Below are 20,529 nucleotides of genomic sequence, written 5' to 3'. Positions count from 1 at the left end.
GCCGGAGCGTGGGGGTACGGTGGAAGCAGAACCACGCTGGGGGCAGGGTCACTTTGCTGATCCCGGCGGCCGTACCTGCAGTCGAACAAGCAAAGGAATGCCATGAGCAACCCTCCATACCCGCCGTCGAACCCGGGCGACTCCAACCAGCCCGCGCAGCCGGGCGGCCAGCCGGCAGCACCGCAGTACGGCCAGCAGTCCCAGCCACCGGCAGCACCGCAGTACGGCCAGCAGTCCCAGCCCCCGGCAGCACCGCAGTACGGTCAGCCCGCAGCTCCCCAGTATGGCCAGCAGACCCCGTACGGCCAGCAGTCCCCCTACGGCCAGCCCGGTTCCTCGCCCTATGGCCAGGCACCGCAGTACGGGCAGGACACCAACTGGCCCAGCCAGCAGCCCGGCCCTTCCACGGTCCCCCAGATGGTCACCATCGCCTTCTGGTTGATCGTCGGAGCAGCTGTGATCTGGCTTATCTCCATCTTCATCTCCATTGCAGCCATGAACGACCCCGCCTTCCGGAGCATGTTCGAAGAGCAGATGGCGGCCGGTGGCGCGGCTGATCTCCGCTTTGAAGACGTCAAGGGCTTCATTGTTGGCGTCATGATTGCGCTTGGCGTCATCGGCGCCGGACTCTACGCCCTCGTGGCCCTCAACGTTCGCAAGGGCAAGAACTGGGCACGCATCCTGGGAACTGTCCTCGCCGCGCTTTCCATCTTCGCCCTGGTACCGCTGAGCCTGGCAACGCTGTCAGCACTGCTCGGCATCGCAGCGATCGTCCTGCTGTACCTGCCGGCGTCGGCTCCGTACTTCCGGAAGACGCAGCAGTTCGGAAACCCGTACGCCCGCTAAAGGGCCGGTTTTACACAGCGACTCCGGGCGCGGACCCGGGTGAGGCTAAACAGCCTGGCCCGGTGTCTGCGCCCTTTGTGCGTGGTAGGCCAGAATCTGGAGTTCCGTTGCCATGTCCACTTTTCGGAGGTTCACATGCGGCGGAACCTGCAGGAGCACCGGCGCGAAGCTCAGGATGCTCCTGATGCCTGCTGCGATCACACGGTCGCACACTTCCTGCGCCACGGTTGCCGGGAGTGCGAGTACCACCATGTTCGTGTGCGTTCGCTCCAGGACGCGCTCAAGTTCGGCAGAGTCGCTGACGCGCAGCCAACCGACCTCGTTGCCGATCACCATCGGATCGGCGTCGAAAATGGCCACGACGTCGAACCCGCGGGACTCGAACCCGCCATACCGGGCCAGCGCCTTCCCGAGGTTACCGGCACCTACGATGGCCACTTTCCAGTCATGGGTCAGGCCGAGCGCTGCGGCGATGTGGCGGCTCAGGTACTGGACCTCGTAGCCGACGCCGCGGGTTCCGTAGGAGCCGACATAGGAAAGGTCCTTGCGGAGCGTTGAGGAGCTGACGCCCGACGCTTCTGCCAGCGCTTCGGAGGAGACGCGCTCCACGCCTTCGGCCAGGAGGGAGTTCAGCGCACGCAAATAGAGGGTCATCCGGGCCACAGCCGCGGGCGGGATCTGCTTGGCGGCAGGTTCGTTGTCCACGGAAATTGCTTCCGCGGACGGTTCCAGCGCAGTCACGGTATTCTCCATTGCGTCGCTTTGTTGTTCCACTCTATGACCCCCGGCCGGACTCAACAAAAGCCACCACAGCTGGCCGGCTCCACCCTCAGCCCGCCAAGGCTTTCTTCAGGGTGCGGGTCAGCCGGTCTTCGTCAATCTTCCAGAAATCGCGCTGGATACCGTTCACCAGCACCACCGGAATCTCTTCGGCGTAGCGCTCCTGAAGTTGGGGGTCGCCGTCGATCGACTGCTCGGTCCAGCCCAGGCCAAGGGCCTGGGTAACGCGCTCGACGGCGGAACGCGCCTCGGTGCAGAGGTGGCAGTCAGCTTTGGTGAGGAGAACGACGTCGGGAATAGCCATGTGCTTAACGGTAACCGCCCCCACCAACCCTCACTCACACCCCACCCCCTAGGGGCTTGTTCGTGCGCCCTCAGCGCGGGGTACCGGCGATTGACTAGACTCAAGTCATGCCCGAGGAGAAGAACGCCGCCGTTGCCGCATCTGCCCAAGTGCAGAAGCACATCGGTGAAGCAGCTTTCTTCGACGTCGACAACACGTTGATGAAGGGCGCCAGCCTGTTCCATGTCGCGCGCAAAATGTACGAACGCAAGGCCTTTACATTGCCCCAGGCGGCTGGCTTCGCTTGGAAGCAGTTCAAGTTCGTGATGCGTGGCGAGAACATGGAAGATGTGCATGCTGTTCGCGACTCTGCCCTGACTCTGGCAGCCGGAATCAGCGTTGAGGACATCAAGGCCCTGGGTGAAGAGGTCTATGACGAGATGATCGAGTCGAGGATTTGGCCCGGAACCAAAGCTTTGGCAGAACAGCACCTCAGGGTTGGCCGTAAAGTCTGGCTGGTGACGGCTACACCCATCGAGGTCGCAACCGTGATCTCCACGCGCCTCGGATTGACAGGGGCACTGGGCACAGTAGGTGAAGTTCATGAAGGTATGTACACCGGGAAACTGGTCGGCGACATATTGCACGGTCCGGCCAAGGCGGTCGCCGTCGAGCTCGTTGCCGAACGGGAAGGCCTTGATCTGGACCACTGCTGGGCCTACAGCGATTCCGCCAATGACATTCCGCTCCTGACCATGGTGGGGCACCCCGTGGTCATCAATCCCGACGCCAAGCTGCGGCGCCACGCCCGCGACAACAACTGGCCCGTCTACGACTTCCGTTCCGGTCGGCGCGCCGCAACACTGGGGCTGAAGGCGGCTACTGTAGGCGGGGCAATCTACGGCCTATGGCGGGGCTTCTCACGGTTCCGGGGCCCACGCCTCTAACCCAACCCTCACTCACATCCCCCCGGTTTAAACCCAACCCTCACTCACATCCCCCGGTCTTAAACCCAACCCTCACTCACATCCCCCGGTCTTAAACCCAACCCTCACTCACATCGCGGAGTCGGCCCAGCATACCTGTGGATAACTTCTGCACCCCCAACGCCATCTGGGTAACAATGCCGTATGCAGATACCGATTCCCGTCCCCTCCCAGCTGAGGTCCGCTCCGTTTACCCTTTCAGAGGCCAAAGAGGCCGGCCTGACTCAACGACATCTTTGGGGACGGGTCAGCATAGAACCGGTCAGCAAGGGCATTTACCGGCCGTCAACTTGGGACTTTGACCTTGAAGCAGCTGCACGATCACTTTCGTCTGCGAGCCCAGGGGCTTGGATATCGCATGTCACTGCCGCCAGACTTCATGGGTTTCCGCTCCCTCCGTGGCTATCCGACGCACATGAACTGCACCTGAGTAAGCCGCGGAACCTCCCGGCAGCTCGGCGGAAAGGGGTCACCGGGCACACTGTGGTGGTGGCCGAGGGGGAAGTTGAAATGGTGCGCGGGCTTTGGATCAGCACACGGTCCAGGACCTGGCTGGATCTTGCCCGCACGCTGCCCTTGAAGGAACTCATTTGCGTCGGTGACCACCTCATTCGCGTGCCGCGTGCCGAGTTCGAACAACGGGACACGGCCTACGCAACCACTGACAGCCTCCGCGCGATGGTGGACCGCCACAAGAACCTGCAAGGTGTCGTCCGCGCGCGGGACGCACTCGAACTCATGCGGGTAGGAGCGGATTCAGCGCCCGAATCCCTCCTCCGCCTTGCCATGCTTGATGCCGGCTTGCCGGAACCGGAATTGCAGGTTCCCCTGCGGATTGGCGATCGGCTGTCGCCTTCAGCCGACCTTGGCTACCGCGAGCGTCGGCTCGCTATCCAGTACGACGGCGGCCATCACCTTGAGGAGGAACAGATCCACAGTGACCGGCGCAGGGACAAGGCGTTCCGCGCAGCAGGCTGGACTGTCCTTGTCTTTGGGAAAGACGACCTCGCTGACGGCTTCGCCGATGCCACAGGGGAGATCAAACGAGCCCTGCGCAAGGCCTGGGTAGACCCTGCAATCCAGGCGGGCTTCGCAAGACCCCAAGGATGAGCGAGCGTCAGCAACAAACCCCGGGGAACGTGAGCGAGCGCCAGCAACAAACCAAGGGAACATGAGCGAGCGTCAGCAACAAACCCCGGGGAACGTGAGCGAGCGTCAGCAACAAACCAAGGGATCGTGAGCGAGCGTCCGCAACAAACCAAGGGAACATGAGCGAGCGTCAGCAACAAACCAAGGGAACGTGAGCGAGCGTCCGCAGGAAACCCGGGGAACGTGAGCGAGCGTCAGTGGGGATGCAAAAATGCCCGCCGCCTTGAGAGGCAACGGGCATTCACGCTTGGTGAAGTATCTCTACTTCTTATTGCGGCGCTGGTGGCGGGTCTTGCGAAGCAGCTTGCGGTGCTTCTTCTTGGCCATACGCTTGCGGCGCTTCTTAATAACTGAACCCACGAAAGTTCCTTACAAACTAGAAGGTCCTGTCTGTTGGAACGGATCCGCGGAAGCAGACAGTACAACTGACAGATTCTTACAATGACGTAAAACGTTCCTTAACAGAGTACCGCTTCAAAGAGGTACCCCATGACCACGGTCCACTGAACGGACCCCGGCGGCCTCAGGCGGTCTCGGATTGTCCGTCGACCACAGCACCTTTGAGGTACTGGGCTACGGCTTCTTCGGGAACCCGGAAGGAACGGCCAAACCTGACGGCTGGCATTTCCCCTGAGTGAACCAGGCGATACACGGTCATTTTGGAAACACGCAGGACGTCGGCCACTTCGGCCACCGTCATGAAACGCGCATTCGAGAAGTTAGTCTCCGCGGACATTTCCCATATTCCTTTGCTCTCAGCCGACAGGACACCCCCAGGAAACGGTGTGACGATGCTGAGCCATCCAACAACCATGTGCTAGATACTCTAGAGGCTGATGGGGCCTAAGTGAAAGCTTTTCGAGGAAGTGGGACACTACTCCCCCAAGACCTCCCTGCGCTTCCGGGCCGAGGCAGCAAGCTGTTCAAGCACCGACGCCGTGACATCCCACTCCATGCAGGCGTCCGTGACGCTCTGTCCGTACACAAGTTCCTGCTCGCCTGAAAGCTGCTTGGCGACGTCCAGGTTCTGCGCGCCGCCCACCAGGAAGCTCTCGAGCATTACGCCGGCGATGGGAGAAGACGCGCCAGCTTCGAGCTGGGCACCGATTTCCAGGGCAACTTCAGCCTGGCGGTGGTGGCTCTTGCCGCTGTTCGCGTGGCTGGCGTCAACGATCAGGCGCGGGTTGAGTCCCTTGTCCGCGAGCTTTGACGAAGCTGCGGCAACGTCGGCGGCGGAGTAATTCGGCCCCTTGCGTCCACCGCGCAGGATCACGTGCGTGTCCGGGTTTCCGGCCGTCGCCACCAAAGCCGCGCGGCCGTCGTCGTCGATTCCGAGGAAGGCCTGCTCAGCGGCAGAGGCGCCACAAGCGTCGATGGCTACCTGGAGGTCGCCGTCGGTGCCGTTCTTGAAGCCGATGGGCATGGAGAGTCCCGAGGCGAGCTGGCGGTGGATCTGGCTTTCGGTGGTCCGGGCCCCGATGGCGCCCCAGGAAACGAGGTCGGCCATGTACTGGGGGCTGATGGGTTCGAGGAACTCGGTAGCGGTGGGCAGGCCGAGCGCGGTGACCTGCTTCAGGAATCCACGTGCTGCGCGCAATCCTGCGGCGATGTCGTGGCTGCCGTCCAGGTGGGGATCGTTGATGAGGCCCTTCCAGCCAACCGTGGTCCGCGGCTTCTCGAAGTAGGTCCGCATGACGATCAGGAGGTCTTCCTTGTGCTTCTCGGCCTGGCTGACCAAGCGGCGGGCGTATTCAAGCCCGGCTTTGGGGTCATGGATGGAGCACGGACCGACGATCACGAGCAGGCGGTCGTCGACGCCGTCCATGATGGCACGGACCTGGTCACGGCCACGGTCGACGACGGCAGCTGAGCGTGCGTCCAGGGGCAGCTCTGCGATGAGGTCCTGCGGGGCCGGAAGCGGCTCGAAGCGGGCCACCCGAAGGTTGGAGGTGGCGGGCTGTGCGGATTCGTCCGAGGTCACGGTTTCGGGGGCGATGCTGGTCATTTCTGGGTCCTGTCCGGGATGCGGAGCGGGCCCCTTTTCAGAACCCGCCGGATATGGCGAAGGGCAGAGAATGATCTCTGCCCTGTTGGCTCTGAAGGAAAGTTGGATGCGTGTCAGTTAGACGCGGGCCCCTCCAGAGCCAACGAAAAATACGCATACCAACGGTTAGTCATAGCCAAACCATAACCACCTCTGGTCAGACCCCGCAAATCGTGTCCGTCATGATGACAGGAGTTTGCGCAGGAACTGCAACTGCTTGATCCAGTGGTGCTCCTGCCCGCCCTCGTGGTTGTTGAAGCGGTACACCTCGATGTCCTTCTGCGGCGACCCGCCAAGCGCACCGTAGTTGTGGTAGCTCGCGAACACCGTGGACGGCGGGCAGATGTCGTCCATCTGGGCAGCCGAGAACAGCGCTGGAACCGCGGCAGCCCTGCCCAGGTGCACGCCGTCGAAGTAGTTCAGCACAGCCAGCATTGGCTCGTAGCGGTCCCGGTGCCTGCCCAGGAAGGACGCGATCTCCGGGTAGGGACCGCGCGGGGCGATGTCGATCGCACGGGGGAAGTCCTGCAGGAAGGGGACGTCGGGCAGCGCGGCGATAACGCCGTCGAGCCTTCCGGCCGCCAGCCCGGCGGCGGCGACGGTGATGCCCCCGCCCTGGCTCACGCCGGTCAACACCACGGCGGAAGGGTCGACGGCGGGATGGCTCTGTGCCGCTTCGACGGCGCGGAAGGCATCCACGTAGACCCGGCGGTAATAGTAGTTGTCCTGGTGGTCCGCGCCCCGGGTCATGAGGCCCGCATAGTTGACCTCGCCCGCTGAGGGGTGCGGATCCGGGGTATCGCCGGAGACGCCGCCGTACCCTTGGCCGCGGGTGTCCATGATGAAGTGGGCATACCCGGCCTGCGCCCAGCGGGTGTTTTGATTCGCCAGGCCGCGACCGCCCGAGTAACCGATGTACTCCACCACCACGGGAAGCTGCGTGCCGGGTTCAAGATGCGCCGGAACGTGCAGCCACCCCTTGATCCGGTCGCCGCCGAAGCCCGAGAACGTGACATCGAAGGTGTCAATGACGCTGAGGTAGTTGTCCACTGGCTCGAACACGGCATCCAGGGGCAGCGACCGCGCTTCGGCGATGGTCCGGTCCCAAAACTGGTCCAGATCGGCTGGCGGCGTTGCTGCGGAGGTGTAGTCGCGAAGTTGCTCGAGCGGAAGGTCAAAGAGAGGCATGAGGTCATCCTACGTCATGGCTTGTGCGCCCCGTCACAGCGCCTTCGGACCGGTTGACGGCGGGTTTGGGCGCAGCGAAACCGCGGCCCCGGTCGATCACTACTGACCGGCCGGGGCCGCGGTTTCTGCTCCGAAGAAGCTAGCTGATGGCGGACTTCATTTCGTCCACAGCCTTCTTGCCTGCTTCCTCCGCGGAAAGCCTGTTGAACATGACCTCCGAGGTGTAACGCTTGATGATTTCCTGGATGGCACCGGCACCCTTCGGCGGAGCAGCCGGTGCGTCGCCGAGCTCATCCTTGATGGCACTGATGAAGTCCACTACCTTGACGTCTGCCTTTGCGAGCTTGGGCGCGATTGCTTCGCGGACCTCGGAGTTCGGGTAAACACCGCGGTCTGCCAGCAGGATTTCGCCGGCCTTGACGTTGTTTGTGAGGAAGTCGATGAACTTGGCGGTCTCTTCGGGGTGCTTGGTCCGTGATGAAGCCGACCAGAACTGCGAGGCCTTGTACCAAAGCTCCGCGTCATCAGCCTTGCCGGTCTTTGACGGGAAGCGGAGGATCTGCAGTTCGCCACCGGCGGCCTTCTCCAGGGCAGGAAGCTGGTTGGACCACCAGAAGGCCATGCCGTTCTTGCCGGTAGCCAGGCCGCTTTGGTCAAGCGGTGCAGCTTCGGCCTCAACGATTTCAGACGCCGTCGGGACGGCCTTCTTGTCGCTCATGTCCTTCAGGAATTCCCAGTAGCCCTTGATGTCGGAGGGCTCGAAGCCGAGCTTGCCGTCCTGGGTGTAGAGCGACTTGCCGTTCTGTCGCAGCCATACGCCAAGGGAGGCTTCATCCGTGCCATAGGCTGCGGCGCCATACGTGCCCTTAGGCGACTTGGCCGTCACTTCCGCGGCAATGCGTTCGAAATCGTCCCAGGTCCAGGTCTTGTCATCCGGGAGCGGGACGCCGGCGGCTTGGAACACTGCCGGGTTGGCCAGGATGGTGGCGGCGTTGATGCCTGCCGCGATGCCGGTCAGCCCCTTCTCGCCCTTGCCTGCGTTCAATGCGGCCTCGTCCAACTTGGAGGTGTCGATCTTGTACTTGGAGAGGTCAAGCAATGCGCCACGCGTCGAGTACTCGGTGATGTACTTTTCGTCCATCTGAATGATGTCCGGGGCGTCGTTGGCAGCCACCTGCGTTGCCAGCTTGTCCCAGTATCCGGACCAGTCGCCGAACTCCGCCTTGATGGTGATGTTCGGGTTTTCTGCCTCGAATGCCTTGATGGCTTCCTGCGTCAGCTGGGCCCGCTTGTCGCCGCCCCACCATGAGAAACGGAGCTCGACCTTGCCGTCGGCACTCTTGGCTTCGGACCCTCCACCGCAGGCGGTGAGTGCAAGGACCGCGGCCGCCGTGGCTGCGATCACAGCAGAGGCACGGAACCTGCGCTTGCTGCGTTTGGCCTTGGCAACCAAGGATCCTCCTGTGGATGGTGCTGCTGCGGGGGCGACTGCTTCACCCTCTGGATATGCGGGCACTGATGTCTCCGATCTTCGTTGATCCTGATGCGGTGTGTGTGAGAAAGCGTTTTCTTGAGTTTATGGTACAAGTCACATTCTTGTATTACAAGATACTGTCTTGTTCCTTTTGGCAGAAGTTCGACGGCGGTCCCGGAGGGACTGCGACGTCGCGGCGAGGGACTGGCTGGCCACCGGCGAGGGACTGGCTGGCCACCCGCGAGGCGTGGCACGCGGCCCGTCCAAGCCCTGGCGCCTACTTGATACCCGTGGTTGCGATGCCCTTGATGAGGAACCTCTGTCCGAAGAGGAAAACCAGGAAGACGGGCAACAGGGACACGATGGACATCGCGAAGAGCGAGCCCCAACTGGTGGCCGACTGCGAGTCGACGAACGCCCGCAGCGCAACCGGCACGGTGAACATGTCCGGGTCCGTCAGGTAGATCAGGGCGCCGAAGAAGTCGTTCCAGGTCCAGATGAAAGTGAAGATGGTGGTGGTGGCGAGCGCCGGGACCATCAGCGGCAGGATGACCCTGAGGAAGATCCTGGGGTGGCCTGCGCCGTCGATGCGGGCCGCCTCATCCAGGTCCTTGGGAATACCACGGATGAACTGGACCATCAGGAACACAAAGAATGCGTCCGTAGCCAGCAACTTGGGCACGATCAGCGGCCAGAAGGTATTCACCCAGCCGATCTGCGAGAACAGGATGTACTGCGGAACGATCACAACGTGGAACGGCAGCATGATGGTCAGGAGCATGATGCCGAAGAACAGCTTCTTGCCGCTGAACTGGAGTCGGGCAAAAGCGTAGGCGGCCATGGAACACGAGACCAGGTTGCCCACGATCGAGCCAAGGACCACGATCGCCGAGTTGATCATGTAATGCCCGAACGGGTGGGTCAAAGCGGACCAGCCGTCCGTGTAGTTGCTCATTTCGAGGTTGTTCAGCCACAGGCCGGGCTCCCGGAAGATAAGGTCGTTCGGGCGCAGGGAGGAGATCACCATCCACAGCAACGGGTAGATCATCACGCCGCCAACGATGATCAGGATGGCGTGCTTAATCAGGCCCTTGATGCGGGCACTGCGGCTGAAAGCCAGGTTGCCGCGGGATTCACGACGGCGAGGGTTCTTGCCTGATGCGGCCACGGAATCGCCGCTGGCCGCGGGGAGAGTCTGGAGTTTAGTCATCGTAGAACACCCAATACTTTGAAGCGATGAAGTTGATGGCGGTGAAGACACCGATGATGACCAGCAGGAACCAGGCCATCGCTGAGGCGTAGCCCATATCAAACTGGCCGAAGCCCTTTTGGTAGAGGTACAGGGTGAAGAACATCGTGGAGTCGGACGGGCCACCGTTTCCGCCGGAGACGATGAACGCCTGGGTGAACGACTGGAATGAGCCGATGATCTGCAGCACCAGGTTGAAGAAGATGATGGGACTCAGCATGGGCAGCGTGATGCGCCAGAACTGCTGGAGCGTGGTGGCACCGTCAACCTTGGCTGCCTCGTAGTACATGTTCGGGATCTGGCGCAGGCCGGCAAGAAAAATGATCATGGGGCTGCCGAAGGTCCACACGTGAAGCAGGATGATGGAGCCAAGAGCTGTGTTGGGATCCGAGATCCAACCGGGCCCTTCGATCCCAATCATCGCCAGGACCTGGTTCACCAGGCCGGTGGTGCCGAAGATCTGCTTCCACAGGATGGCTACGGCCACGGAACCGCCCAAAAGCGAGGGCAAGTAGAAGATGGAGCGATAGAACGGCAACCCGCGCAGGCCCTTGTCCAGGACCAGCGCAATCAGCAGGGCAACCGCGAGCTGGAGGGGAACGCCCACCAGCACGTAGGTAAACGTAACGCGCAGCGAGTTGTGGAGCCGGGCATCGCCAAACATGCGGACGAAGTTGTCCAGGCCCACCCATTCCGGCGGCTGCAGAAGGTTGTAGTCCGTGAAGGACAGGTACAACGACATGAGCATGGGTCCCACCGTGATGACGCCCAGGCCCAGCAGCCAGGGAAGGAGGAAGACGTAGGCGGCCTTGTTGTCGCGGCCGTTTGCCTTCTTCTCTTCCTTTGTCATGGGGCCCTTGCGGCGGGTCATGGATGAGAGTTCGCCAATAGCGCTCATTGCTTCCCCCTCACCGTCCCGCGAGCGCCTTGCGGCGTCCCCGCGTGTTCATATGCGGCCATGTGGTCTCCTTTGGTCATCGTGGCCATCCACGGAGTACGAGTGTGGTTGGTGCTTGCCTGCAGGACGTCGCCGGTTCTCTGGCGCTACCCCTTCGAAGTGCCAGGATCCGGGTCCCGGTTTCAGCGGCTCCGTACCAAAGTAAACGTTTTCTTGACCCATGTACAGCCTTTTGCTAATTTTTGAGAAAGCGTTTTCTGATGAAGCCGCTCCAGACATGCTCCAGACTCCCTTGACCTCCGTCCCGGACCCAGTTAGGACAATTTCATGACGCAATCCCTGGCTGCCGTCCCATCCAAGGACCCCGCGCGTTTGCCCCGCATAGCACTGGTGGGTGTCCACGGCTTCGGCGAACGCCACCTGGAAAACCTGGAGAGACTGTCCGCCGCCGGAATCCTGGAACTGGTGGCAGTGGCCGATCCGCAACCTCCTGCCCAGGACACACTCGCAACCGACGTGGCGGTCTTCGCCTCCTTGGACGAGCTCCTGGCAACAGGCCCGGCACCGGACGTCGTTATTGTCTCCACCCCAATCCAAACCCATGCTCCTTTGGCCCTCGCGGCCATCAGGGCAGGGGCCAACGTGTACCTTGAAAAACCGCCGGTCGCCTCCCTGGCCCAATACCGGGACATCATGGCAGCAGCAGCCAACGCCGGTTGCCTGGTCCAGGTTGGCTTCCAAAGCCTGGGTTCGGACGCCCTCCCGGCCATCGACGCCATGGTGGCTGCCAAAGCCATCGGTGAAGTCCGCGGTATCAGCGCCACCGGCATGTGGCTGCGCGACAAGGCGTACTTCAAACGCTCCCGCTGGGCAGGCAAGCGCAGCCTCGACGGAACCGATGTGGTGGACGGGGTGGCCACCAACGCTCTGGCGCACGCCGTAGCTACCGGGCTTCGGCTGGCCGGCGCCCGGACCCTGGATGACGTTCAGGCCGTCGACACAGACCTCTACCGGGCCAACGACACCGAGAGTGACGACACCTCAGTCGTCCGGGTCCGGACGACGCAAGGGACTGTGCTCACCTGTGCCCTGACGCTCAGCGCCCCCGAGCAGTCAGCACCCGTCGTCACCGTGTACGGCACCCTGGGCCAACTCACGCTCTATTACACGGAAGACCGCGTGGAGATCACCACCCCGGAAGGAACCAGGGAAGAAACATTCGGACGGACCGATCTTCTGGAAAACCTCCTGGCGGCACGCAGTGAAGCCGATTTGCTCAGCCCCTTGAGCGGTTCCGGTGCCTACATGGCGGTGCTGGAAGCCGTCCGGACAGCCCACGCCCCTCGCCCGATCCCCCAGGAGTTCATTGCGTGGGAAGGCCAAGGGGACCAGTCCCATGCCGTGGTGCGGGGCATCGGGTCTCTGATCCGCCGGGCGGCATTGGGCCAGGCCACGTTCGCTGAACTCGGTGTACCGTGGACGTCCTCGATGACGCCTGAACTCACGATCAACGGTGCCGCGGTCGCCAACGTCCAGGACGGCACGCACATCCGGCCCACGTCATCGCCACGGCCCTACCTCCATCCTGTGCGGACTCTCGGCGGCACCGTGGTCACGGACCACGTGCCGGAAGACCATGTGTGGCATTTGGGGGCCGGCGTGGCCCTGCAGGATGTGGACGGGACCAACTTCTGGGGCGGCCGGACCTACACCCGCGAGGCCGGGATGTACGTCTGGCGCAAGGACCACGGCAGGATCGTCACGGACTCCGCAGAACACAGCGACGGGTACCGGCGTGAGCAGCTGAGCTGGCTCGCTCCGGACCACTCGCCCATACTCCGCGAACAGCGTCAGTGGCGGTGGGCCGCCGTCGGACGTTCAGCCTGGCAGTTGAGGCTCGACTTCACGCTGGAATCGGCCACGGGACGTCCGGTGATGCTTGGCAGTCCGGGTTCCAACGGGCGGCCGCAAGGCGGCTACGGTGGCTTCTTCTGGCGGCTGCCCGCGGTTGCCGATGCCACTATCTGGACGCCCGAGGCACGCGGCGAGGACGCGGTCCACGGGAGCGTCGCGCCGTGGCTGGCCTGGTCAGGAACGTTCGACGCCGGTACCGCCGGCGCCGCGCACGCCACCGATGATCCCGGGCTGGGCCATCCCGCAACACTCGTGTTCCTTGCCTCGCCACAGGCACCGGACCCGTGGTTCGTGCGGCACGAGGGCTATCCCGGCGTCGGACTGTCCCTGGCATGGGACAGCCCGGTGTCCACCGAACCCGGCCGGCCGGTCCAGCGGACAGTGAGGGTCCTCATCGTGGACGGGTTCCTGGCAACGCATGACATTGAACAGCTCATCACCACTTTGGGGGAACCGGCATGACCACACCTACTCAATCCGCGACGACTCACTCGACGCCGGCTCCCGCAAGCGCAGCCCCCGGCAACGTCGCCGACCGTGCCGTGAAACGCCGTCGTGTCCTGGACATCCTGGATGCCGCCGGCCGCGACTCGCTCCTCCTGTCCTCCAATACGGCCCTCACCTGGTATCTGGACGGCAGCCGGGTCCACATCAGCTTGGCCGGCGATCCGATCGCCGCGCTCCTGGTGGACCGGGCAGGCGACCACCTGGTGACGTTCAACAACGAGGCCGGACGGATCGGCGCTGAAGAACTCCCCGAGGGGGTCAGCCTCGACACGGTGCAGTGGAACGGGCAACTGCACGCTGCGGCGGCGAAGCTGGCGGTCGACGGCGACCCTCTGGTGGAAGCCGCCGTCGCTACCGAGCTGCGGGCCGCCCGCCAACAGCTTTTGCCCGGCGAAGCCTCGCGGTATGCCCGGCTTTCAGCTGACGTAGCGCGCGCCATGACGGACGTCCTCCAGGCGGTGACGCCGCAAACGACCGAATTCCAGCTGGTTTCGGAACTCGCTGCCCGCATCGTGGCGATGGGCGCCGAGCCGCTCGTGCTGCTCTGCAACGGTGAGGCCCGCAGCAGCTTCCGTCATCCGCTGGCCACGCACTCCGCCATCGGTCGCCGTGCCATGGCCGTTGTGTGTGCCCGTCGCAACGGCTTGGTTGCCAACGTGACCCGCTGGGTGGCATTCGACGCCGGCACCCCCGGGGAGCTCGACGCCGAGGCACGCATTGCGGCAGTGGAGGCCGACATTTTCCGGGCCACGGTTGCGGGAGTCCGGCTCAACCAGGTCTTCAGCGAAATCCAGAAGGCCTACACCCGCCACGGATTCGGCGAAGACCAGTGGAAGCTCCATCACCAGGGCGGTCCGGCCGGATACGCGGGCCGCGACCCCCGTGTCACAGCCGACGTCACGGACCTGGTCGTCCTCAACCAACCGTTCACGTGGAACCCCTCGGGACCCGGCGTGAAGATCGAAGACACCGTTTTGCTTACGGATTCCGGCGTGCGGATCCTGACCGTAGACGAACGCTGGCCGACCACGGAAGTGGACGGCCGCCGTCGTCCCTTGACGCTTCGCCCCTGACCGGGGCCACCACGCACGAAAGGGGCGGGTCACCATTACGGTGGCCCGCCCCTTTTGTCCGTGGCGGACCCAACTAGGGGACAGCAACTGTCGCAATGAGGGCTCAATGCGACATTTGCTGTCCCCTACTTGGGTTAGCCGAGCGTCAGGATGCCGTCCACGCGTCGCGGGATGCCCAAGGGGTTCGCGTCGCGAAGGGCCGGATGCAGCACACTTTCCGGCGCATCCTGATACGCCACGGGGCGCTGGAAGCGACGCACCGCGGTGGCGCCCACCGAGGTGAAGAGCGAGGTTGTGGCGGGGTACGGCCCGCCATGCTGCTGGGCCCAGTTCACGGCCACTCCGGTGGGCCAGCCATCGAACAGTACCCGCCCCGCCAATCCACTCAGCTGCTCCACGAGTGACGAAACATCCTCATCCGGCTCTGCGTGGACAGTGCCCGTCAGGCTGCCCGGAACCTTCGCCAGGGCGGCAGACAATTCCTCCTGGTTGGCGTACTCGATGAGCAACGTCGTGGGGCCGAAGCATTCCTCCAGCAGCTCCCCCGGGCGTTCCAGGACGTTGCCCGCCGTCGTGGAGAAGACCACCGGCGCGGCGCCGTCCGAAAGGCTGTCCTGCTCCACCGAGCCACTGACGACGGCGACTCCCGGCTGGTCTGCCACGCTCCGCAGGCCGTCCGGGTAGGCTTCCGCGATGCGCTCCGTCAGCATGGCAGCGGTCGGCTTGTCCTTGCTCGCCCGGGCAAGCTGCGAGGCAAAGTCCGTCCCGGCGGGGATGAACACGAGCCCGGGCTTGGTGCAGAACTGGCCGGCGCCCATGGTGAAGGAGCCCGCCAGGCCCGCAGCAAGCTGTTGCCCGCGTTCGGCCAAGGCTTCCGCTGTGATGACCACGGGATTCAGGCTGCCCAGCTCGCCGTAGAACGGAATAGGTTCAGGCCGTGAAGCCGCGAGATCGAACAGCGCCCTGCCGCCGGGGATGGACCCCGTGAAGCCCACGGCCTTGATGGCAGGGTCCTGGACCAGTGCGGTCCCGGCCTCCCTGCCACTGACCAAAGCGAAAATACCGTCCGGAGCTCCGGCCTTGGACAAGGCTTCGGTGACGATCTCCGCCGTCCGCTCCGAAAGCCGCAAGTGTCCGGAGTGCGCTTTGACGATCACCGGGCACCCGACGGCGAGCGCTGATGCGGTGTCGCCCCCGGCAACGGAGAAAGCGAACGGGAAGTTCGACGCCGAGAACACCGCCACCGGACCGATCGGACGCAGGATGCGGCGCAGGTCGGGCTTGGGCGGGGTGGTTGAGGGATCGGCGTGGTCGATCACCGCTTCAAGGTAGGAACCCTCGGTGATGACCTGCGCGAACAACCTGAGCTGGCCGCTGGTCCTTGCGACTTCACCGGTCAGCCGTACCGTGCCAAGGCTCGTCTCGGAGTCGGCAATGGCCACCAGCTCTGTCACATTCGCGTCCAACGCGTCGGCGACGGCGGTCAACCAGGCCGCGCGTTCGGCGTCGGAAACTGCTGCGGTCACCTTCGCCGCTGCCGTGGCTGCTGCGGTGATGGAGGTCAGATCAAGAGTTGCTGTACTCACTGCGGTTTCCTTTGCTGTCAAGGGCTGAAGTGTCATAGGCCTGCTGCGGTTCCCCCGAAAATTGGAAGCCGAGTCCGGGAAGGCCCGCTGAGCTGAGCCTGGTGGTTCCCCTCATGTTGCTGATCCGCACGGGGCTGGGGCCGGCCAGGACTCCGAGTTGTCCGAACGAGGCATCCTCCACGTCTTCGACGCTGACCGGTTCAGCCAAGGTGAGCGCGAGCTGGCCCGAAAGTTCAGGCAGCAAATGCGGGGCCACCCGGATGCTGTGGGTACGGGCCAATTCAACGATCCTACGGAACGGTGTGATGCCACCAACCCGGACGATGTTGGGCTGGATGATGTCCACGGCTTCGGCCTCGATAAAGTCGCGGAAGCGGTACACGGTGTGGACGTTTTCACCCAAGGCAATGGGCACCGGCGAGTGCTTCCGCAAGCGGCGGTAGGCCCAGAGGTCGTCGGCACGAATGGGTTCTTCCAGCCATTCCAGTCCGTACTCCCCCAAAACCTCCAAGGCACGGAAGGTGTGCGCCAGGTCCCAGCGCTGGTTCGCATCGATCATGAGGCGCCGGTCCGGACCAATGACTTCCCGGACAGCGGCCACCCGCTCGGCGTCTTCGGTGAGTTCGGGCTTCCCCACCTTGATCTTCACGGCGTGGTGCCCTGCGGCGACCCAGCGCCGGGCTTGCTCCACGAGCTGCTCCAATGAATAGTGCAGGTTCACGCCGGAGCCGTAGACCTCCACGGACTCCTGGCGTTGCCCCAAAAGACCGGTTACCGAGGTCCCCGCCTGCCGCGCCTTCAAGTCCCACAGCGCGAGGTCGACGCCGGCCATTGCGATGGTGGTCAGGCCTCCCCCACCGGCTTCATGGAGCCGCTTCCACAGTTGGTCCCACACCGTCTCCGCATTCGCCTCGAGCCCGATGATGAACGGGGCGATGTCGTGGTCCAGGAGCGCTTTGACTGCTTGGGGACCAATGGTGGGGGTCCAGGAGAAACCGTGGCCCGTGCCGCCGTCGTCCGTTGTCAGGCTGGTGACAATCACATGGTTCTCCGGCGCCTCCGCACCCCAGCTGCGCAGCAGCGGAACCGTGATCAGCCGGGTAGACAGGCCAGTGATGCGGGCTGGCATCAGCTCTCCGCCAATTCGTGGCCCTTGGCCAGGATGGCCTTGAGCTCAAGGAGCTGCTCCTCATTGGGATCAACCAGCGGCGGGCGGACCGGGCCAACCGGCAAACCTGCCAGCCGGAGACCGGCCTTGATGAGCGAGACGCCAAAGCCCGGAGTCTGGTCCCGGAGGCGGACCAGCGGCGCGTAGAACCCTTCGAGGAGGGCATGGCGTCGTTCCTCATCACCGGCCATGTAGGCGTCGTAGTAGGCCTTGGCGATCTCCGGCGCCATGGCGAAAGCTGCCGAGGAGTACAGGGGGATGCCCAGTCCGCGGTAGGCGCCCTGGGTCAGTTCGGCGGTCAACAACCCGTTGAACAAGGCAAAGTCCGTGCGGCCGCTCGCGTTGATCGCAGACACGATTTCCTGGGCCAGGCCGACGTCGCCGATCCCGTCCTTGAAGCCCACCACTTTCGGGTTCGCGGTGAGGCGGGTGATGGCTTCGGCGGTGAACTTGGCGGTGCCCCGGTGATACACGATGACGGGCAGGCTGCTGGCGGCGGCGACGGCCTCAACGTACGCCACCACACCGTCTGTGGGGCCCGTGACCAGGTAGGGCGGAAGGACCAGGAGGGCGTCCGCGCCGGCTTCTTCTGCCACCTTGGCAGCGGCAAGGGCGTGCCCCAGGGGTCCGCCGGCACCGGAGACCACCGGGACGGTTCCGGCAACGGCCTCGACGGCGGCAGTCACCACAGTGCGGATTTCATCGAGGGAAAGAGCATGGAATTCACCCGTGCCGCACGCAGGGAAGACGCCTCCCGGCCCGAACGGCAGCCGTGAGGTGATGTGCTCCTTGAGCAGGGCAACATCGACGCTGCCGTCCTCGGCGAAGGGCGTGACGGGGAAGAACAAAACGCCGTCGAAATTCATGGTGTCTCCTTGGTTGCTCCCGCCGGTACCAGGCCGGCGTGGATCTCGTCATTGAGTGGTGCTCGGTGTGCTGCAGTGTCGGGGCCCGCATACGGCGGGGTAAGTTCGGTCCGCCAGGTGCGCTTCGGCTCCCACCCCAAAAGCTCGCGGGCCTTGTCGATGGAAAACGCCGGGCTGGTTCCGGTCAGGTGCGCGGTGAGGGGTCCGCTGCCGGGCAGGAAGCGCGGGAAGAGTTCAGCCAGCGGTGCTGTGGCCAAGGCATCCTTCGCGCCAACGAAGAACACTTCTCCGTTGGGAATGGTGTCCATTTTCGCCAGCAAAACATCCAGGAATTCGGCGACATCCCGGGCGTCCACGTAGTTGAACAGGGCCGGCGCGGACAGGGCGGGATCGTCCAGGCGTTCGCGTACCGTGTGGCCTTGCTGCGTGGGTGCTCCTTCCCATTCCTCCGGGGAGATCACGAAGCAGGGACGGAAAGCGGCATAGCGGATGGCGTTGCCCTGGGCCGCTGCGAACATCTGCACCGTCTGTTCGGCAATCAGCTTCGATAGTGCATAGGCGTTCCACGGCTTGGGCGGCGTCTGCTCGTCCAAGGGAAACGACGGCGGCAACCACCCGGCCGGCGAACCATAGCCTAGGGCGGTGGGGCTGCTGGCCGTAATGATCTTCGGTATCCCGGCGTCGGTCGCCGCGGCGAGCACCGCATAGGCGAGCCGGGTGTTGGTACTGAAAATGACGTCCTCAGGCGCGCTGAAAGGTACGGCAATAGCAGCGAGGTGGATGACGGCGTCGGGCGCTGTTTCGCGGATGAGCCGCTCCGCTTCCCCGGGCGCCAGCAAATCTGCCGTGTATTGCTCGGCTCCGGCGGGCAACTGATCGGCCGGGACGGCGTCGCGGTCGACCGAAATCACCTGGTGACCGGCCTCGGCGAGGCCGGACACCACGCTGCGGCCGAGCCTGCCCGAACCGCCGGTAACGAAAATCCTGCTCATGGTCTGTCTCCTTGTGTGGGAAAAGCGGTCAGGCCTGGTTGCGGCCGAGATCGACGCCGAGGCCAAGTTCGCTGATCCGGACGGGGAGGTCAGTCTCCAGGGATTGGTTGCCTGCGATGCCGACAGACACCGAGCGAAGACCGTCGATGTAGCCGGACGGACGGCCCAGCGGGTCGATGCCGGGGCCGTTGAAGAGGTCCGAAAGCAGCAGGTTGTCTCCGCCGCCGTGGCCGCCTTCACCGTTGATGATGGGCACCTCGTAGGCGGCTTCCCAGTGTCGCTGGACCACGAGCCGCTCACCATTGCGGCGAACGGCGTCGTCTTCCTCGATGGGGGTGGCGCTCGGGTCAACCACGGTCTTCTTGTCGGTGCTGGACTCGACGGCGGCACGCTCCACCACTTCGAGTTCGGCGCGGCCCTCGGTGCCGTTGACCGTGACGCGATAGCCCTCCCAGGGGCTGTGCGCGTTCAGCGAGTAGCTCAGGGTAGGCCCGCCCTGGTAATCCACCACCAAGGCAAGGTTGTCCTCGATGGTGATGCCTTCCGTGAAGACGTCCTGGTCGCGGAGGTAACCGTCGAATTTTTCGTTGTCGTAGTACAGGGCCTTCAGGCGCTCGTCCTCGCGCATGTCCAGGCGGAAGGGGTCGTGTTCCAGGCCATCGACAGTGCCGCGCTCGGGGCGGGCTCCCAGGCCACGTTCCGCGGCGTTCTTGTCGCCATAGAAGCGAAGGCCACCGGAGGCGAACACGCGCTCCGGAACGTCATTGATCCACCAATTGACGAGGTCGAAGTGGTGCGAGGCCTTGTGGATGAGCAGCCCGCCGGAGTTCTTCTTGTCACGGTGCCAGCGGCGGAAATAGTCCGCGCCGTGCACGGTGTCCAGCACCCAGCTGAAGTCGATGGACGTGACCTTTCCAATCACGCCGTTCTGGATGACTTCCTTGAGCGCGCTGTTGCGCGGCGAGTAGCGGTAGTTGAAGGTGACCACCACGTTGCGTCCGGTTTTGGCGACTGCCTCGGTGATGCGGCGGCAACCCTCGACGTCGATGGTCAGCGGCTTTTCAACCACGACGTCGGCGCCTGCCTCGACCGCCTCGACGATGTAGTCCGCGTGGGTGTAGTCGGGGGTCGTGACGATGACGCGCTCGATGCCGTTGGACTGGATGAAACCGGTGAGGTCGCCCGGCTCGAAGGAAGCCACAGGCTCCGTTCCGCCAAGTTCCTTGATGAGCTGCCTGTAGAAGTCCACGCGGCCCTGGTTGACGTCGGACAGTGCAACAAGCTGGGCTACGTCTGCGTGCTGTCCGTAGATGGCCCGGATGTACATTTCCGAGCGGCCGCCGGTTCCAATGAGGGCGATACGGGTCCGCTGCGTGCCTCCGGTCCGGGTTGTCGCGTCCGCTGGCGCGGTGCGGGTCTCGGCTGAGTCGACGTTGACCATGATTGTGCCCCTTTCAAAAGGCAGGAGTGAACCGCTTGACGGCCCGGATACGTGTGGAAGAATATGTGAGAAAGCGTTTTCTCAG

19 protein-coding genes are annotated in these 20,529 nt (G+C 63.8%); 5 read left to right on the top strand and 14 right to left on the bottom strand.

What is annotated here, in order from left to right; all coding sequences use genetic code 11:
* Positions 1–102: 102 nt before the first annotated feature.
* Positions 103–846 (top strand): hypothetical protein, encoded by a 744-nt coding sequence (locus FDP28_RS03110; protein ID WP_144659155.1) that lies wholly within the window; start codon positions 103–105, stop codon positions 844–846.
* A gap of 45 nt (positions 847–891) precedes the next feature.
* Here FDP28_RS03110 and FDP28_RS03105 read toward each other — a convergent pair whose 3' ends face one another.
* On the bottom strand, positions 892–1,599 hold the full coding sequence (locus FDP28_RS03105; protein WP_144659154.1) for a redox-sensing transcriptional repressor Rex: 708 nt from the start codon (positions 1,597–1,599) through the stop codon (positions 892–894).
* A 76-nt stretch (positions 1,600–1,675) separates the two neighbouring features.
* Complete coding sequence (locus FDP28_RS03100; RefSeq protein WP_144659153.1) at positions 1,676–1,930, bottom strand: glutaredoxin family protein; 255 nt, start codon at positions 1,928–1,930, stop codon at positions 1,676–1,678.
* 107 nt (positions 1,931–2,037) lie between these two features.
* Between FDP28_RS03100 and FDP28_RS03095 the strand changes: the two genes are divergently transcribed.
* Both FDP28_RS03095 and FDP28_RS20915 read left to right on the top strand, forming a co-directional pair.
* Positions 2,038–2,856 carry an HAD family hydrolase gene (locus tag FDP28_RS03095; protein WP_144659152.1) on the top strand — a complete coding sequence of 273 codons (819 nt, stop codon included), beginning with the start codon at positions 2,038–2,040 and terminating at the stop codon, positions 2,854–2,856.
* A 528-nt stretch (positions 2,857–3,384) separates the two neighbouring features.
* Positions 3,385–4,005, top strand: coding sequence for an endonuclease domain-containing protein (locus FDP28_RS20915; protein ID WP_313955637.1), 621 nt, complete (start codon positions 3,385–3,387; stop codon positions 4,003–4,005).
* 300 nt (positions 4,006–4,305) lie between these two features.
* Here FDP28_RS20915 and FDP28_RS03085 read toward each other — a convergent pair whose 3' ends face one another.
* The 7 genes from FDP28_RS03085 to FDP28_RS03055 form a co-directional block, all read right to left on the bottom strand.
* Positions 4,306–4,404 (bottom strand): 30S ribosomal protein bS22, encoded by a 99-nt coding sequence (locus FDP28_RS03085; RefSeq protein ID WP_003792170.1) that lies wholly within the window; start codon positions 4,402–4,404, stop codon positions 4,306–4,308.
* 163 nt (positions 4,405–4,567) lie between these two features.
* Positions 4,568–4,780: a helix-turn-helix domain-containing protein gene (locus FDP28_RS03080; RefSeq protein WP_017199160.1), complete on the bottom strand. Its 213-nt coding sequence runs from the start codon at positions 4,778–4,780 to the stop codon at positions 4,568–4,570.
* A 138-nt stretch (positions 4,781–4,918) separates the two neighbouring features.
* Complete coding sequence (locus tag FDP28_RS03075; protein WP_144659150.1) at positions 4,919–6,049, bottom strand: 3-deoxy-7-phosphoheptulonate synthase; 1,131 nt, start codon at positions 6,047–6,049, stop codon at positions 4,919–4,921.
* Between the two features lie 219 nt (positions 6,050–6,268).
* Complete coding sequence (locus tag FDP28_RS03070; RefSeq protein ID WP_144659149.1) at positions 6,269–7,276, bottom strand: acetylxylan esterase; 1,008 nt, start codon at positions 7,274–7,276, stop codon at positions 6,269–6,271.
* A gap of 139 nt (positions 7,277–7,415) precedes the next feature.
* Complete coding sequence (locus FDP28_RS03065; RefSeq protein ID WP_144659148.1) at positions 7,416–8,792, bottom strand: ABC transporter substrate-binding protein; 1,377 nt, start codon at positions 8,790–8,792, stop codon at positions 7,416–7,418.
* A 235-nt stretch (positions 8,793–9,027) separates the two neighbouring features.
* On the bottom strand, positions 9,028–9,960 hold the full coding sequence (locus tag FDP28_RS03060; RefSeq protein ID WP_144659147.1) for a carbohydrate ABC transporter permease: 933 nt from the start codon (positions 9,958–9,960) through the stop codon (positions 9,028–9,030).
* Entirely contained in the window at positions 9,953–10,897 is a 945-nt protein-coding gene (locus FDP28_RS03055) for a carbohydrate ABC transporter permease (protein WP_144659146.1), read from the bottom strand. Before FDP28_RS03055 ends, FDP28_RS03060 begins: the two co-directional genes overlap by 8 nt.
* Positions 10,898–11,224: 327 nt before the next feature.
* On the opposite strand from FDP28_RS03055, the gene FDP28_RS03050 reads away from it, so the two are divergent.
* Positions 11,225–13,273 (top strand): DUF6807 family protein, encoded by a 2,049-nt coding sequence (locus tag FDP28_RS03050; RefSeq protein ID WP_144659145.1) that lies wholly within the window; start codon positions 11,225–11,227, stop codon positions 13,271–13,273.
* Positions 13,270–14,391, top strand: coding sequence for a M24 family metallopeptidase (locus FDP28_RS03045; protein WP_144659144.1), 1,122 nt, complete (start codon positions 13,270–13,272; stop codon positions 14,389–14,391). Before FDP28_RS03050 ends, FDP28_RS03045 begins: the two co-directional genes overlap by 4 nt.
* A gap of 134 nt (positions 14,392–14,525) precedes the next feature.
* On the opposite strand, the gene FDP28_RS03040 is transcribed toward FDP28_RS03045, so the two are convergent.
* The 5 genes from FDP28_RS03040 to FDP28_RS03020 are packed head-to-tail and all read right to left on the bottom strand — an operon-like array spanning position 14,526 to position 20,444.
* On the bottom strand, positions 14,526–15,977 hold the full coding sequence (locus FDP28_RS03040; protein WP_144659143.1) for an aldehyde dehydrogenase (NADP(+)): 1,452 nt from the start codon (positions 15,975–15,977) through the stop codon (positions 14,526–14,528).
* Positions 15,958–17,106, bottom strand: coding sequence for a mandelate racemase/muconate lactonizing enzyme family protein (locus tag FDP28_RS03035; protein ID WP_144659142.1), 1,149 nt, complete (start codon positions 17,104–17,106; stop codon positions 15,958–15,960). The genes FDP28_RS03040 and FDP28_RS03035 overlap by 20 nt, the downstream gene beginning before the upstream one ends.
* Positions 17,106–18,011, bottom strand: a complete 906-nt coding sequence (locus FDP28_RS03030; protein ID WP_144659141.1) for a 5-dehydro-4-deoxyglucarate dehydratase — start codon at positions 18,009–18,011, stop codon at positions 17,106–17,108. Before FDP28_RS03030 ends, FDP28_RS03035 begins: the two co-directional genes overlap by 1 nt.
* The gene (locus FDP28_RS03025) at positions 18,008–19,003 is read right to left on the bottom strand and encodes an NAD-dependent epimerase/dehydratase family protein (RefSeq protein ID WP_144659140.1); all 996 of its coding nucleotides are present in this window, start codon (positions 19,001–19,003) and stop codon (positions 18,008–18,010) included. The genes FDP28_RS03030 and FDP28_RS03025 overlap by 4 nt, the downstream gene beginning before the upstream one ends.
* A gap of 28 nt (positions 19,004–19,031) precedes the next feature.
* Entirely contained in the window at positions 19,032–20,444 is a 1,413-nt protein-coding gene (locus FDP28_RS03020; protein WP_144659139.1) for a Gfo/Idh/MocA family protein, read from the bottom strand.
* Positions 20,445–20,529 lie beyond the last annotated feature (85 nt).

This window comes from Paenarthrobacter nicotinovorans (assembly GCF_007670255.1).
GTDB lineage: Bacteria > Actinomycetota > Actinomycetes > Actinomycetales > Micrococcaceae > Arthrobacter > Arthrobacter nicotinovorans_B.
This window is presented reverse-complemented; position numbering and strand designations above follow the sequence as displayed.